The 14,969-nt window shown below is 69.8% G+C and carries 15 protein-coding genes; 8 read left to right on the top strand and 7 right to left on the bottom strand.

The genetic code is table 11. The features are described 5' to 3' along the window. Positions 1-17 precede the first annotated feature (17 nt). The 4 genes from Q9G87_RS09415 (at position 18) to Q9G87_RS09400 (ending at position 4,244) form a co-directional block, all read left to right on the top strand. Positions 18-1,097, top strand: a complete 1,080-nt coding sequence (locus Q9G87_RS09415; RefSeq protein WP_305915854.1) for an NAD(P)H-dependent amine dehydrogenase family protein — start codon at positions 18-20, stop codon at positions 1,095-1,097. Then, a complete protein-coding gene (locus Q9G87_RS09410) occupies positions 1,094-1,612 on the top strand; it encodes a carboxymuconolactone decarboxylase family protein (RefSeq protein WP_305915853.1) in 519 nt (172 codons plus the stop codon). Before Q9G87_RS09415 ends, Q9G87_RS09410 begins: the two co-directional genes overlap by 4 nt. A gap of 16 nt (positions 1,613-1,628) precedes the next feature. Continuing rightward, on the top strand, positions 1,629-3,224 hold the full coding sequence (locus Q9G87_RS09405) for a GMC oxidoreductase (RefSeq protein ID WP_305915852.1): 1,596 nt from the start codon (positions 1,629-1,631) through the stop codon (positions 3,222-3,224). A 201-nt stretch (positions 3,225-3,425) separates the two neighbouring features. Beyond that, positions 3,426-4,244 carry an IclR family transcriptional regulator domain-containing protein gene (locus tag Q9G87_RS09400; protein WP_305915851.1) on the top strand — a complete coding sequence of 273 codons (819 nt, stop codon included), beginning with the start codon at positions 3,426-3,428 and terminating at the stop codon, positions 4,242-4,244. A gap of 10 nt (positions 4,245-4,254) precedes the next feature. Here Q9G87_RS09400 and Q9G87_RS09395 read toward each other — a convergent pair whose 3' ends face one another. From Q9G87_RS09395 to Q9G87_RS09375, 5 genes are read right to left on the bottom strand one after another with little or no spacing between them, the layout of a single operon-like run. Next, on the bottom strand, positions 4,255-5,220 hold the full coding sequence (locus tag Q9G87_RS09395) for a quinone oxidoreductase family protein (RefSeq protein ID WP_305915850.1): 966 nt from the start codon (positions 5,218-5,220) through the stop codon (positions 4,255-4,257). A gap of 23 nt (positions 5,221-5,243) precedes the next feature. Next, positions 5,244-5,606, bottom strand: a complete 363-nt coding sequence (locus Q9G87_RS09390; protein ID WP_305915849.1) for a hypothetical protein — start codon at positions 5,604-5,606, stop codon at positions 5,244-5,246. Next, the gene (locus Q9G87_RS09385; RefSeq protein ID WP_305915848.1) at positions 5,603-6,469 is read right to left on the bottom strand and encodes a DODA-type extradiol aromatic ring-opening family dioxygenase; all 867 of its coding nucleotides are present in this window, start codon (positions 6,467-6,469) and stop codon (positions 5,603-5,605) included. Before Q9G87_RS09385 ends, Q9G87_RS09390 begins: the two co-directional genes overlap by 4 nt. Next, complete coding sequence (locus Q9G87_RS09380) at positions 6,462-7,418, bottom strand: citryl-CoA lyase (protein WP_305916335.1); 957 nt, start codon at positions 7,416-7,418, stop codon at positions 6,462-6,464. Before Q9G87_RS09380 ends, Q9G87_RS09385 begins: the two co-directional genes overlap by 8 nt. After that, positions 7,418-8,620, bottom strand: a complete 1,203-nt coding sequence (locus tag Q9G87_RS09375; RefSeq protein WP_305915847.1) for a CaiB/BaiF CoA transferase family protein — start codon at positions 8,618-8,620, stop codon at positions 7,418-7,420. Before Q9G87_RS09375 ends, Q9G87_RS09380 begins: the two co-directional genes overlap by 1 nt. A 183-nt stretch (positions 8,621-8,803) precedes the next feature. Here Q9G87_RS09375 and Q9G87_RS09370 point away from each other — a divergent pair, with 183 nt between their 5' ends. Continuing rightward, positions 8,804-10,249, top strand: coding sequence for an amidohydrolase family protein (locus tag Q9G87_RS09370; protein WP_305915846.1), 1,446 nt, complete (start codon positions 8,804-8,806; stop codon positions 10,247-10,249). 31 nt (positions 10,250-10,280) lie between these two features. On the opposite strand, the gene Q9G87_RS09365 is transcribed toward Q9G87_RS09370, so the two are convergent. Both Q9G87_RS09365 and Q9G87_RS09360 read right to left on the bottom strand, forming a co-directional pair. Further along, positions 10,281-10,553 (bottom strand): hypothetical protein, encoded by a 273-nt coding sequence (locus Q9G87_RS09365; RefSeq protein ID WP_305915845.1) that lies wholly within the window; start codon positions 10,551-10,553, stop codon positions 10,281-10,283. 98 nt (positions 10,554-10,651) lie between these two features. Continuing rightward, entirely contained in the window at positions 10,652-11,683 is a 1,032-nt protein-coding gene (locus tag Q9G87_RS09360) for a LacI family DNA-binding transcriptional regulator (RefSeq protein ID WP_305915844.1), read from the bottom strand. Between the two features lie 260 nt (positions 11,684-11,943). Between Q9G87_RS09360 and Q9G87_RS09355 the strand changes: the two genes are divergently transcribed. The 3 genes from Q9G87_RS09355 to Q9G87_RS09345 are packed head-to-tail and all read left to right on the top strand — an operon-like array spanning position 11,944 to position 14,968. Then, on the top strand, positions 11,944-13,218 hold the full coding sequence (locus Q9G87_RS09355) for an ABC transporter substrate-binding protein (protein WP_305915843.1): 1,275 nt from the start codon (positions 11,944-11,946) through the stop codon (positions 13,216-13,218). Next, positions 13,212-14,144 (top strand): carbohydrate ABC transporter permease, encoded by a 933-nt coding sequence (locus Q9G87_RS09350; protein ID WP_305915842.1) that lies wholly within the window; start codon positions 13,212-13,214, stop codon positions 14,142-14,144. Before Q9G87_RS09355 ends, Q9G87_RS09350 begins: the two co-directional genes overlap by 7 nt. After that, a complete protein-coding gene (locus Q9G87_RS09345) occupies positions 14,141-14,968 on the top strand; it encodes a carbohydrate ABC transporter permease (protein WP_305915841.1) in 828 nt (275 codons plus the stop codon). Before Q9G87_RS09350 ends, Q9G87_RS09345 begins: the two co-directional genes overlap by 4 nt. Position 14,969 lies beyond the last annotated feature (1 nt).

Below are 14,969 nucleotides of genomic sequence, written 5' to 3'. Positions count from 1 at the left end.
CTTGCTACGCTCCGGCCATGGTGTCCACGGTGATCTGGGGTACCGGCAACGTCGGCCGTGCGGCCATCCGCGCCGTCGAGGCGCATCCCGCACTGAAGCTCGCCGGCGTGCTGGTCCACGACCCGGCCAAAGCCGGCCGCGACGCCGGCGACCTGGCCGTACTCGGCTACGAGGTCGGCGTGGCGGCGACCACCGACGTCGACGCCGTCTTATCCGCCTCCCCGCGCGCCGTCGTCTACGCCGCCTCCGGCGATCTGCGCCCCGACGCGGCCCTGGCCGACGTCATCAGGGTGCTCCGCACGGGGGCCGTGGTCGTCACCCCCTCCCTCTACGCGCTCTACGACCAGCGCAGCGCCCCGCCCGCATTACAGGCCGAGGTCCGGGCCGCCATCGCGGAGGGCGGCGGCTCGTTGTTCGTCTCGGGCGTCGACCCGGGCTGGGGCAACGACGTGCTGCCCCTGCTGATCAGCGGACTGGGGTCCGTCATTGACGCCGTCCGCTGCCAGGAGATCTTCGACTACTCCACGTACGACCAGCCGGACTCTGTCCGCTACCTGGTCGGCATGGGCCAGCCGATGGACTACGAGCCGCCGATGCTCGCGCCGAGCGTCCCCTCTATGGTGTGGGGCGGCCAGGTGCGGCTGATGGCCCGTGCCTTGGGCGTGGAGCTCGACGACCTCCGCGAGAGCGTGCAGCGGCGCCCGCTCGAGACCACCGTGACCACGCCGGAGATGGGCGAGTTCGCGGCGGGCACGCAGGGTGCGGTGCGGTTCGAGGTGCAGGGGGTGGTCGGGGGCGAGCCGCGCATCGTCGTCGAGCACGTCACCCGCATCCACCCGTCCTGCGCGCCCGACTGGCCGTCGCCTCCGAGCGGCGAGGGCGCCCACCGGGTGATCATCGAGGGCCGCCCGCGCATCGAGGTCACGGTCGAGGCCACCGACGAGGGCGGCAACCGCTCCGCGGGCGGCAACGCCACCGCGGCCGGCCGTCTGGTGAACGCCATCGACTGGCTCGTGACGGCCGAACCAGGACTGTACGACGCGCTCGACGTGCCGTTGCGCCCCGCGACCGGCAGACTCGGAAGGAAGCATCCGTGATCATCGACGTTCCCGAGGGCAAGGACCCGATCGCGTACGTGTGGGGCGAGATGGTCCCCGGCATCGGCGCCGCCGCCTCCCGATTCTCGTTGTCGGTCTACGCGAACACGACGCTCGGCCTGCGGGAGTTCGAGGCGGCCCGGCTGCGCGTCGCCCAGCTCAACGGCTGCGTCTTCTGCCTGGACTGGCGGACGGAACGCGACGGCCAGAAGGTCGAGGACGGCTTCGCCGACGCGGTGGCCGAGTGGCGCACCACCACCGCCTTCGACGAGCGCACCCGCCTGGCCGCCGAGTACGCCGAGCGCTACGCCCTGGACCACCACGGCCTCGACGAGGAGTTCTGGTCCCGGATGACCGCGCACTACAGCCAGGCCGAGATCGTGGAGCTGAGCATGAGCATCGGCTCCTGGTGGGCGTTCGGCCGGCTCAACCGCGTGCTGGGCCTGGACACCGCCTGCGTGTTGCCCGGCGGCCCATCCCCGGCCGGCGACCAGCATCGATTAGAGCGTCGATGAGAGCGAGGAACCCCCCATGAGCGACACCATCTCTCGCCGCGGCTTCATCGCCGGCGCCGGCACCCTCCTGGGCGCCGCCGCACTCGCCGCCCCGGCCCGGGCGGCGGCCGGCCCGATCGCCTCGGGGGCGCACGTCCCCGCCCTGGTGATCGGGACCGGGTACGGCGGCGCCGTCGCCGCCCTGCGCCTGGCCGAGGCCGGCGTGGACGTCCACATGATCGAGATGGGCATGGCCTGGGACACGCCCGGCTCCGACGGCAAGATCTTCTGCAATACGCGGGAGCCGGACTACCGGTCGTACTGGCTGCGGACCAGGACCAAGGCGCCGCTCAACTACTTCCTCGGCTTCCCCATCGACCGGGACATCCCGCGCCACACCGGCGTGCTGGACGCCGAGGAGTTCGGCGGGATCACGGTCTACCAGGGCCGCGGCGTCGGCGGCGGCTCGCTCGTCAACGGCGGCATGGCGGTCACGCCCAGGCGCGAGAACTTCGGCTCCGTGCTCCCGTCGGTGAACGCCGACGAGATGTACAACGTCTACTACCCACGCGCCAACGCCGGGCTGGGCGTCGCCACCATCGACCCGGCCTGGTTCGACACGACGCCCTACTACCAGTACGGCCGCGTCGGCCGTAAGCACGCCCAGCGCTCCGGCTTCCCGTTCGTCTTCGTGCCCGACGTGTACGACTGGAACTACATGAGACAGGAGGAGGCCGGCACCGTCACGAAGTCCGCGCTGGCCGGCGAGATCCTCTACGGCAACAACCACGGCAAGAAGACGCTGCAGAAGACCTACCTCGCCCGCGCCAAGGCCACCGGCAGGGTGGCGATCTCACCGCTCCACAAGGTCACCGCGGTCGCCCCCGCGTCCGGCGGCCGCTACACGGTGACCATCGAGCAGATCGACACCTCCGGGAACGTCACCGCGACCAAGACCGTGACCGCGGACCGGGTGTTCTTCGCCGCCGGCAGCGTCGGCACCAGCAAGCTGCTGGTCCGGCTGAAGGCCACCGGCGTGCTGCCGAACCTGAACGGCGAGGTCGGCAAGGGCTGGGGCGACAACGGCAACGTCATGTGCGGCCGCGCCAACCACCTGTGGGATCCGACCGGCAGCCTCCAGTCGGCGATCCCATGCTGCGGCATCGACAACTGGGCCGCAGGGGGCGCGTTCGCCGAGGTCGCGCCGCTGCCGACCGGGATCGAGACCTTCGCCTCGTTCTACCTGTCGATCACCAAGAACCCGAACCGGGCCCAGTTCTCCTGGAACGCGGCGGCGGGCAAGGTGGAGCTGAACTGGCAGACCGCGTGGAAGCAGCCGTCCATCGACATGGCGAAGACGATCTTCGACAAGATCAACGCCAAGGAGGGGACGATCTACCGCACCGACCTGTTCGGGGTCTACAAGATCTGGGGCGATCACCTGACGTACCACCCGCTCGGCGGCGCGGTGCTGAACAAGGCCACCGACAACCACGGCCGCCTGCACGGTTATCCGGGCCTGTACGTCATCGACGGCTCGCTCATCCCCGGCAACACCACGGTCAACCCGTTCGTCACCATCACGGCGCTGGCCGAGCGGAACATCGACACCATCATCGCCTCCGACCTGTGAGGCACAAGGACCTCCCTTGCGGACAAGCGTCCGTGTAACGACCACTCGGAAACGCCACCGTCACATTCCCTCCTGATCAGGCCCCGTATCCGCGGCTGGGGCGGGCAGCGCTATGCTCGCCCCAGCCGCCGCTATGCGGACACAGGGCTCCGCCCGACGGTCTAGAGTCGGATCGGCGGGATCCGAGCAGGGAGGCGTTCCATGGCACGTGCTGACACCGGCCCCGATTTCATCGAGGCGCTGGCCCGCGGCCTCGATGTGATCAGGGTGTTCCGGCCCGGCCGGCCCGTCATGTCGCTGACCGAGGTCGCCGCCGCCGCGGGCCTGGCCCGGCCCACGGCCCGCCGGATCCTGCTCACCCTGCAGGAGCTGGGTTACGCCAGGAGCGAGCCCGGCGGATACGCGCTCACGCCCCGGGTGCTGGAGCTGGGGGTGTCCTACGTGCGCTCGATGGGGTTGTGGGAGGTGGCGAGGCCGCACATGGAGCGGCTGGTGGCGCAGACCCACGAGTCGTCGTCCATCGCGCAGCTCGACGGGTCCGACATCGTCTACGTCGCGCGCGTGGCCGTACCGAAGATCGTCACCCTGTCGGTGCAGATCGGGACCCGGTTCCCCGCCCTGCAGACGTCGCTGGGGAAGGTGCTGCTGGCCGCGCTGCCGCCGGACGAGGTGGACCGGGTCCTCGCCGAGCCCAGCCGCTCGGGGGTGGAGCCGCGCTGGCGGCCGGACGTGGCCGAGCGCGACGCGGCGCTGCGGGAGGTGCGGGCGAAGGGCTGGGCGCTGACGGACGAGGAGCTCGCCCTGGGCATCCGCAGCGTGGCGGCGCCGCTCAGGGACGGCATGGGAAACGTGATCGCGGCGATCAACGTCAACGCGCACGCGGCGGAGACGCCGGTGGAGCGGCTGGCCGAAGTGCACCTGCCGTTGTTGCTGAAGACGGCCGGCGCCATCAGCGCCGACTGGGCCCTGTACGAAACCGTCCCCCACGTCACACTGCCGGTCCAGGCGCCGGTCCGGTGAGCGGGCGGGGTCAGGAGGGTTGCGGGGTCAGGACGATGCGGCCGGAGGTGGCGCCCGCGGATTGGCGGCTCCACGCGGCCTCGATCTCGTCGAGCGGCACGACCTCATGCGACACCTCAAGGCGCCCCAGCGTCGCCAACTCCGCGATCCGCCCCATGGCGGTGGCGCGTTGTTCCCTGGTCAGCTCGTTGTTGGTGTAGCCGAGCACCCGCAGGGACCGGCTGCGCAGGGTCGCGGAGTCCAGCGGGCACGTCTCCCCCGCCGAGCTGCCCAGATTCACCAGCCGCCCGTAGGCCCGCAAGGCGCGGGCGGCCGCGGCGGCCGGCACGCCGAAGAGCGGATCGAGCACCAGGTCAAGCGGCCCGTCAGAGGCGGCCGCGAAGCGTGCGGCCAGCTCGGTCACATCGTCCGTGTCGAGCGCGACCACGGCGTCCGCGCCCGCCTGCTCGGCCCGTTCCCGCGCGGCCGCGGAGCGGGCCGCCGCGATCACCCGCCGGGCGCCCGCGACCCGGGCCAGCTGCACGGCGGCCTGCCCGACCACGCCCCCCGCCCCCAGGACCAGCACTTGCTCACCGGCGGCGAGCTCGCCGCGCCAGGTCAGCGCCATGTGGGCGGCGACCGCCGACAACCCCAGCGCGGCGACGGCGACCGGGTCGGCCCCGGCAGGCAGCTCCACAAGGTCGTCCGCGGGTATGGAGGCCAGCTCGGCCATGCTCCCGTCGCCGGGCGCCATCCCCGCGGACGTCGAGAACCACACGAGCGTGCCGTCCCCCACCGTCCCGACGCCCTGGACGCCCGGCACGTAGGGGGTGGCCGGGACGCCGAAATAGGAGGAGCCGCCGGCGCACAGCACGTCGAGCGGGGTGATGGGCGCGGCGAGCACCCCCACCAGCCGTTCCTCCGGCCCCGGCTCCGGCGCCGGGCGCTCGGCCACCCGGGGCGGCTTTCCGCAGGTCTCGATCTGCGCGGCACGCATCAGCGGCTCCCTTCGCATCCCGTTCAGGTGGCGATGTCCGGGTAGGGCAGGTTGTGGTGGGCCAGGCGTCGGGCGTACTCCAGCTGGAACCCGAGCGGCTCGGCGTAGTCCCGCTCGAACATCGCGATGAACAGCGTAAGCGTCAGGAACGGGTGCGCCCCCAGCTCGAACAATTTGGGATAGTCGTGCGTGGCGAGCGCCTCCCGCTCGGTGTCGTCGAACCGCAGCCAGGTGGACGACTCACCGGTGTGGCAGCCGAGGATCCGGTTGGCGTACTCGGCCTCCCACCACTCGACGGTGGCCCGCGGCTGCTCCCGGTAACGTTCGACCAGCTCGGGATCGCGGTCGACGGTGAACAGGAACTTGTCGAGCAGATACTTACTCACGACCGGCCGCCTCCGTTCGGATACCAGGTGAAGTACGCCTCCATGGTGTGGAACAGGTCGTAGGTGTCGACGTAGTCGGCCTTTCGCCCCTCGCCCGCGACGCCCATCATCAGCATGAAGTCCATGAACCCGTGGGTGGCGTTGCCGGGTGCGTGCAGGCTGTCGAGCGTCACCTCGGCCAGGCAGCCTTCGATGTCCCCTGAGGAGATCCATTCGACGGCCCGCCGGTCGAACTCGGGGTCGGGCCCGTGCGGGCCGAACTGGCGGGGACCGCCGAGCTCGAGCGACAGATGCCCGGTCCCGATGACCGCGACCCGCTGATCCGACGGCCAGGATTCGACCAGCTCCCGGATCGTCCGCCCAAGCTGCACGAACCGCTTGGGCCGCGGCAGCGGCGGGGCGAAGATGTTGGTGTAGATCGGCACGATCGGCAGGTCGTTCTGCGGGCGCAGGGTGATGATCGGGCAGGTGATCGAGTGGTCGATCCGCAGCTCGTTGGAGAAGGCCAGGTCGAAGCCGGCGTCCAGGCCCTCACGCAGGATGTACGCCGACAGGTCCTCCTGTCCGGTGAAGAACATCCTGGGCAGGCCGAACTCGCGTTCCTCGTTGTAGAAGTTCGCGTCATAGAAGGGGGCCTTGCCGACCAGGAACTGTGGCATGTTGTCCAGCCAGAGCTGGTGGAAGTGGTCGGAGCCGACCATGACCAGCACGTCGGGCCTGGCCTTGGTCAGGGTCTCGCGGAACGCCTCGACCTTGCGTACCCACTCGTCGGCGAACGGCGGCCGGTCCTCGCCGGTGCTGGTGGAGGCGCGGTAGTAGAAGGGATGGTGGGTGGACGCGATGACCGCGACGAGTTCAGCCATGCAAGCCTCCGTTGGCGTACGGCTCGGGCGGGATGGATTGGTTGTTGAGGTCCACGGACAGGAAGATGTCGGCCGCGACCGGATGGCGCAGCTCCTCGGCCAGCTGGCCGATCAGGCCGGCGGTCCTGGCCAACAGCGCGAACGCCCGCAGCAGCTCCAGCGGCAGGCCCAGGTCGGCCAGCGCCGCCCCGCACACGCCGGCCCCGTTGAGCGGCAGTGTGCGGCCCAGGACCTGCGGGTGGACACGGCCGATGGCGGCGAACAGCGACAGGTGCGGCCCGTACAGGCCCTCCTCGGCGGCGATCTGGAACAGCCGCGGCGTGCGCGGGTCGCCGTCCTTGTGCACGTGGTGGCCGAGGCCGGGGATGAGCTTGCGTTCCGCGCGCCGGGCGCGGACGGTCTCCAGGGCGAGCGCGTCCCAGCCGGCGTCGTCGTCGGGGATCGGGTGCTCCCGCAGCACCTCGTTGAGGAAGCGGCCGCAGTCCTCGGTGACGCCGAGGAAGCGCGAGCCGCCGCCGAGCAGGCCGGCCGCGAGCGCGCCCTGCACGGAGTCGGGCGCGGACAGGTACGTCAGCCGGGTCACGATCGCGGTCGGGGTAAACCCGTGGTCGGCGAGGGCGGCCAGGATCGCCTCGAACACCCGGATCTCGCCGGACGTCGGGCGGCGCTGCGTGGCCAGCCAGAACGCCAGCTCGCCGAAGCCGACCTGGCCCATGACATCCTCGGCCAGATCCTGCCCCAGCAGCGTGATCGTCGTCGGCGACGACGCCCCGAGCGCCGTGGGGTACTGCCGCTCCGTGCCGGACTCGGGCATATCAGACTGCGTGCCGGACTCGGGCATATCAGACTGCGTGCCGGACTCGGGCATATCAGACTGCGTGCCGGACTCGGGCATATCAGACTGCGTGCCGGACTCGGGCACATTGGACTGCGTGCCGGGTTCCGGCATCACGCCCCATCTCCTTCCACGGAGCCGGCGGGGCCGGCGAGCCACTTACGCAGCTCCGCGCCGTGCTCGTCGAGTTCCGGTGGCGGCAGCGTATAGCTGACGGGCGTCTCTGAGAACCGGATCGGATGCCGCGTGGTCGGAACCGCCCGCTCCCCTGCCCCCACCTCGACGACGGGGTCGAGCCCGAACCGCTCGGCCATCGCGAACCCGCCGTCGATCGTGTTGATCGGCCCGCTCGGAACCCCGGCCTCGACCAGCAACTCGAACCACTCGACCGCGCCCCGGGTGGCGAGCCGCTCGACCAGGATCGGCCGCAGCTCGTCCCGGCGCGCGGTGCGGTCGGCGTTGCGGGCGAAGCGCGGGTCGTCGGCGATCTCGGGGATGCCGAGCACCTCGCACAACTTGCGGAACTGGCCGTCGTTGGCGGCGGTGACGATGAGGTCGTTGTCGGCGGTCGGCAGCGGCTCGTACGGGAACACGCTCGGATGCGCGTTCCCCATCCGATACGGCACGACCCCGCCGGCGACGTACGCGGAGCTGTGGTTGACCAGCCCGGTCAGCGCCGACGACAAGAGATTGACCTCGACCTGCTGCCCCTGCCCCGTGGCCTCGCGGTGGCGCAGCGCGGCGAGGATGCCGATGACGGCGTGGTTGCCGGCCATCACGTCGAACACCGAGATCCCGGCCCGGTACGGCGGCCCGTCAGGATCGCCGGTGAGGCTCATCAGCCCCGACATGGCCTGCACCATGAGGTCGTAGCCGGGCACCCGGGCCCCGGCGCCCGACCCGAACCCGCTGATGGAGGCGTACACGACGCCGGGGTTCGCGGTCCTGACCGAGGCGTAGTCGAGGCCGTACTTGGCCAGCCCGCCGGGCCGGAAGTTCTCGATCAGCACGTCGGCGCGCCGGGCCAGCTCCCGGGCCGCCTCGGCGTCGGTCTCGTCCCGCAGGTCGAGCGCGATCGACCGTTTGCCCCGGTTGACCCCGAGATAGTACGTCGACACCTCGCCCCGCACCGGCGGTGTCCAGGATCGCGTGTCGTCCCCGGTGGGCCCCTCGACCTTGACCACGTCGGCGCCCAGGTCGGCCAGCAACATCGTGGCGTACGGCCCGGCCAGGATCCGGGAGAAGTCGGCCACCAGCACGCCGGACAGCGGCCCTCCCCCGGCCGGTCCGTTCGCCGCTACGGCGTCGTCTGTCATCCGGCTCCCTCCAACACCTGCGTTCACTACACGGACGATTGTCCGCAATCGCGATTCTGGCACAAGCCCGGACCGGGGCCCAAGGGCGGCGGAGGCTCTTGACACCGTTCCCGGCAACCGTAGAGTTACGGCGAACAGCATGACCGTGTAGCGGACAACCGTTCGGAAGATCGGAGTTCAGCGATGAGCGAGCGGACCGAGTTCGAGGCCGGGCGGCCTGTGGTGCTGCGCGGCGGCACCGTGCTGCCGATGGACGGCGGGCGCACGGTGCTCGAACGCACCGACGTCCTGGTGACCGGCGACCGGATCGCCGCGGTCGGGCCCGATCTTGAGGCGCCCGAGGACGCTGTCACGATCGACGCGTCGGACGGCATCGTCATGCCCGGCATGATCGACACTCACCGGCACATGTGGCAGACCGCGTTGCGCGGGTACGGCGCCGACTGGACGCTCACGCAGTATTTCGTCTGGTTCTACCTGGAGCACGGCAAGCTGTTCCGGCCGGAGGACATTTACGCGGGCAACACCCTCGCCGCGATCGAGGCGCTCGACGCCGGCGTCACGACCGTCGTCGACTGGTCGCACGGCCTGCAGACGGTGGACCACGCCGACGCCGCCGTCGACGCGCTGCAGGAGGTGCCGGGCCGGTACGTACTCGCGTACGGCAACATTCAGCAGCCGCCCGCCGAGTGGACGGCCGCGCCCGAGTTCCGCGACTTCGTGGCCCGCCGGATCACCGGCGACGACCTGCTCGGCTTCCAGCTCGCCTTCGACGTGCTGGGCGACCCCGCATTCCCGGAGAAGCCCGCGTTCGAGGTGGCGCGGGAGCTGGACGTGCCCGTCACCACGCACGCCGGCGTATGGGGCGCGACCAGCGACGACGGCATCCGGCTCATGTACGAGCACGGCTTCATGACCCCGCGGACCATCTACGTGCACGCTGCGTCGTTGTCGGCCGACTCCTACCACCGCATCGCCGCCACCGGCGGCTCCGTCTCGGTCTCCACGGAGAGCGAGCAGAGCGCCGGCCAGGGCTACCCGCCCACCTGGGCGGTACGCGCCCACGGCATCCCGGTGTCGCTGTCCATGGACACCAGCGTGTGGTGGAGCGGCGACCTGTTCTCCGCCATGCGCACCACCCTCGGCGCCGACCGCTCCCGCGAGCACCTGGAGGCGCACGCCAAGGGCGACACCGTCACCCACTGTGGCCTGCGCGCCGACCAGGTCGTCGACTGGGCCACCCGCGGCGGCGCCCACGCACTCGGCCGCGACGACCTCGGCGTGATCGCGCCAGGCAAGAAGGCCGACCTGGTGCTCATCAAGAACGACCGTTCGCCGGTCTCGTTCCCGGTGCTCAACCCGTACGGCCACGTCGCCTTCCAGGCCCAGCGCGGCGACGTGCACACCGTCCTGGTCAACGGGCGGGTGGTCAAGCACGAGCACGAGCTGCTCGGCGTCGACCTGACGGCGGCGCGCCGCCAGGTCGAGCGCACGGTCGAATATCTTCGTTCGGAAATGGGCGAGGATGCCTGGAACAAGGGCATGAACCCAGACATCCCCGCGACGAAGATCCTCGACAATCCTTACACCTACACCGACTACCGCAGCGACGCGACACACCGCCTGTAGCGACACCGCAGCACGCCGAGGCCATTTCGCTTCATTCTGCCCAGGGGAACAGTTCCTCGTTCACGAGCAGCGCGAGGTCTGGATCCTTCGCCAGCACATACCCGGCGTCGCCAGCGACCGGGATCCACGCTTTCCGGCGCCATTCCGGGTGGAGACCAAGATGCGTGGTGATGTCGAGATTTCCGTTCGCGGTGCCGATTCCAAATATGCCGCCCGGCCCTGCCGTGCTGCCCCGGCAGATCTGGAGCCACTCGCGCAACTCTTGGGGAAGGGGCTGCGCGAGGCGGGTGGCGAGATACTCCAACTCTCCGGGGGCGGCGCCTGAGATCGCCCCCTTCGCTTCCTTGCTGAGTGGCCCGCATATCGGTGCGTTGTGGACCGGCGTACCCTACCAAGTGCGCTTCAACGACAGGGAGCCGTCGAGCGGCGCGGCACCAAGGTCGGCGTGAGGGAGAAGTCGACCGCCGCCGTACGGCCCTGGATGCGTTCAAGGAGCAGGCGGCCCGCCGTTCTGCCCATGATCGTGCCGTCTTGATCGACGGTGGTCAGGGAGATGTGGGCGAGGCCGGACATGCGAGTGTTGTCGTAGCCGGCCAGAGAGATGTCGGCGGGGACGGCGAGCCCGGCCTCGTAGAGGGCCGCGAGTGCGCCGAAGGCGGCCAGGTCGGCGCCGGCGAAGATGGCGGTGGGGCGCGGCTCGCGGGCCAGCAGGACACGCGCCGCCGCATAGCCGCCCTCCTCCGTGTAGGCGGTGGCGGCGACGGCGATCTCGCCGGCCAGGCCGTGCTCGGCCATGACCCGCCGGTAGGTCCGTTCTCTGATGGTGTGCAGCAGCGCCGCGGGCCTGCCGCGGCTGGCGTCACGCTGCCCGATGTGCGCGATGCGGCGGTGCCCCAGTGCGATCAGATGTCTCACGACCAGTTCGGCCCCCGCCTCGTCGTCGTCGTGGACCGAGTCGTAGAGGGCCGACTTCTCGTGTGGGCCGAGCACGATGGTCGGCGTGCCCGCCGCCACCTCTTCCAGCTCCCCTTTGGAGCCGAGCGGCGCGATCATCAGGATGCCGTCCACCTGGCGGTCCACCAGCGCGTCGATCGCCCGGCGCTCCCCCTCCGGATCCTTGCCACCCTGGACGAGGATGGCCTGGTAGTCGGTGCCGCCGAGCTGCGTCATGAGGCCGTCGAGGATCTCGGCGAAGAACGGGTTGCTGATGTGCGGCAGGAGCACGCCGATGGTGAACGTGTGGCCGCGCATCGCCCGCGCCGCGTTACGCGGGCGGTAGCCGAGCTCGTCGATGGCGGCCCGGACGCGGTCTCGCATGGCCGCGCTGACGCCGTAGGCGTTACGCAGCACCTTCGACACCGCGGTGGTGGAGACTTGAGCGCGGCTCGCCACGTCGGCGATCGTGATCCGGCGCCCTCGAGCGGCCCCGCCCATACGCCCGCCTTCCCGTCGGATCCGTTCGGACAGTACGGTTCAACCATCGGAAAGTCGTGGATAACGTTACCCATTCCTGGTCCCGAAAACCCTCCGGGGAAGCACTTTCCCCGAGTCACGATTGGGGATCGTTCCCCAAAGTCAGTCTTGACGGCCCCCTTATGTGACGCCTACGTTAACTGGCATCGGGGGCGTTTAAAACGTTTCAACGGACCCGGAGGGGCGTTGTGAAGACCTCGCACCGCGTACTGGGAGCGGCCGTGGCCGTTCTCGCGACAGCTGCCCTGACCTCCTGCGGCTCGGGCTCAGGCGCCGAGCCAGCCGCCGACGGCACGACCACCCTGACGTTCCTTGTGGACAACGGCGCGGGAACCGTCAACACGGCCAAGGCGCTCACGGATGCCTTCATGAAGGCCAACCCCAAGATCAAGATCGAGACCGAGACGCGGCCTGGCGGCAGCGAGGGCGACAACATCGTCAAGACCAGGCTCTCGACCGGCGACATGACCGACGTGTTCTGGTACAACTCCGGATCGCTGCTCCAGGCGCTCAACCCCGCCCAGACCCTCGTCGACCTCACCGGCGACCCTGTGCTGCAGAACGTGCAGAAGGATTTCCTGCCGGTGGTGAGCCAAGCGGGCAAGGCGTACGGCGTGCCCGGCGGCACCGCCTTGGGCGGCGGCATCCTCTACAACCGCAAGATCTACGACAAGCTCAGCCTGCAGGTGCCCAAGACCTGGGCCGAGTTCATGGCCAACAACGACAAGATCAAGGCGGCCGGGATCACGCCGATGATCGGCACCTTCAAGGACACCTGGACCTCGCAGCTGCTCGTGCTCGGCGACTTCTACAACGTCCAGTCGGCGGACGCGAGCTTCGCGCAGAACTACACCGCCAACAAGGCCAAGTTCGCCACCAGCCCGGCCGCGCTGGCCGGCTTCCAGCATCTGGCGGAGGTGCACGCCAAGGGCTACCTCAACAAGGGCTTCGGCTCGGCCACCAACGACCAGGGCATGAAGATGCTGATCGAAGGCGAGGGCGCGCACTACCCGATGCTCAGCGCCACGTTGCCGCCCCTGGTGGCCACCATGCCGCAGGCCGCCACCGACGTCGGCTTCTTCGCCATCCCCGGCACCGACGCGGCCAAGAACGGCGCCACGCTCTGGGAGCCGGCCGGCGTCTACATCCCCAAGACCACCAAGAACCTGGACGCGGCCAAGAAGTTCCTGGCCTTCATCGCCTCGACCGCGGGCGCCGACGCCGTCAGCAAGGTCGTCCAGCCGTCCGGGCCGTACCGGATCCAGGGCGCCAAGCTGCCCGATGACGCCATCCAAGTGGCCAAGGACCTGCAGGTGTACGTCGACCAGGGCGCGACCGCGCCCGCGTTGGAGTTCGTCTCCCCGGTCAAGGGCCCGTCCCTGGAGCAGATCACCGTCGCCGTCGGCTCCGGGCTGACGCCGCCCGCCGAGGGCGCGGCCCAGTACGACAAGGACGTGGAGAAGCAGGCTCAGCAGCTGGGGCTCGCGGGATGGTGACCAAGCAGCACGCCGGGCCCCGCACGGGGCCCGGCCCGGCCCGCGAGAACAAGCAGGTCCGCGCCTCGAAGCAGCGCGCGGCCTACCCGTACGCGCTGTACGCGCCGGCCGCCCTCGTCTACCTGGTGATCTTCCTGGTGCCGACGGTCATGGCCTTCTACTTCGCGCTGACCCGCTGGACGTTGTTCGACAGCACCTTCGTCGGGCTGCAGAACTTCGGCGACTTCTTCGCCGAGCAGAACCTGCGTATCGGCTTCGCCAACACCCTCATCTACGCGGTGGTCACCAGCGGTCTGAAGGTGGTGCTCGGATTGCTGCTGGGTGTGCTGCTCACCTCGAAGCTGCGGCTGCGCGGCTTCCTGCGCTCGGTGGTGTTCTTCCCCGTGCTGGTGTCCACCGTGGCGGTCGGCTTCACCTTCAGCGCGTTGCTGCGACCGGACACGGGGCTGGTCAACAAGGCCCTCGCCCTGGTCGGCATCGACGGCCCGGACTGGCTGGGCGACGCCAACACGGCGCTGCTGTCGGTGGCGCTGGTGGACGTGTGGAAGGGCGTGGGCATCGCCACCGTCATCTACATCGCGGGCATCATGTCCATCCCACGCGACTACTACCAGGCGGTGGCCGTGGACGGCGGCGGCGCCTGGCACCGCTTCCGGCACGTCACGCTGCCCTTGAGCTGGCCGGCCACGTATTCGGTGATTCTGCTGTCGTTCATAGGCGGGCTGCGCTCGTTCGACCTGATCTGGACGATGACGCGCGGCGGGCCCGGCTTCACCAGCGACACCATCGCCTCGATCATCTACAAGCAATACCAGGCCGGTTTCTTCGGCCTGTCCACTGCGGGCAACGTCATCCTGTTCGTCGTCGTCACCGCCATCGTCGTGCCGCTCAACTACGTCCTCGGCAAGAGGCAGGTCGCCGCATGAGAGCTCTCAAGAGATTCAGCGCGGAGACGATCGCGCTCCTCGTGGCCACCGTGGTCTTCCTGATCCCGTTCTCGTTCATGCTGCTGACCGCGGTCAAGGACCAGGTGCAGTCCGCCGACCTGGACTTCGCCTGGCCCACCAGCTGGCCCGTCGTCCAGAACCTCATCGAGGTCATCGAGGCACGCGACTACCTGCTGCTGCGGGCCTACGTCAACAGCACGATCCTCACCGTCGCGTCCGTCGCGCTGATCGTGGTGTTCGCCGCGATGGCCGCGTTCGTGCTGCAGCGCCGCGTCGGCAAGGTCGGCAAGGTGGCCGACTTCCTGGTGCTGTCAGGGCTGGTCATCCCGCCCGCGATCGTCCCCACGATCTGGCTGCTGCAGGGGCTCGGCCTGTTCAAGACCCTGCACGGACTGATCCTGGTCGAGGTCGCCTACGGCCTGTCGTACGCGGTGCTGCTGTTCCGCGCCTTCATCGCGGCCATCCCGCGCGAGCTGGACGAGGCCGCCCAGATCGACGGCTGCGCGGGGTTCACGCTCTTCTTCCGCGTCATCTTCCCGCTGCTCCGGCCCGTCACCATCACGGTGATTCTCACCACGTCGGTCGCCGTGTTCAACGACTTCGTCAACCCCCTGTACTTCACCCCGGGCGACGAGAACGCCACCGTGCAGCTCACCCTCTACAACTTCCAGAGCCAGTACAGCACCCAGTGGAACCTGCTGTTCATGGACATCGTCCTGATCACGATCCCGCCGCTGCTGCTGTTCGTCTTCTTCAACCGCAAGATCGTCGACGGGATGACCGCCGGTGCCATCAAGGGATGAC

The sequence above is a fragment of the Nonomuraea turcica genome (genome assembly GCF_030718205.1).
Lineage (GTDB): Bacteria > Actinomycetota > Actinomycetes > Streptosporangiales > Streptosporangiaceae > Nonomuraea.
Note: the sequence above shows the minus strand (reverse complement) of the source record. Positions and strands in the feature narration are given on the sequence as shown.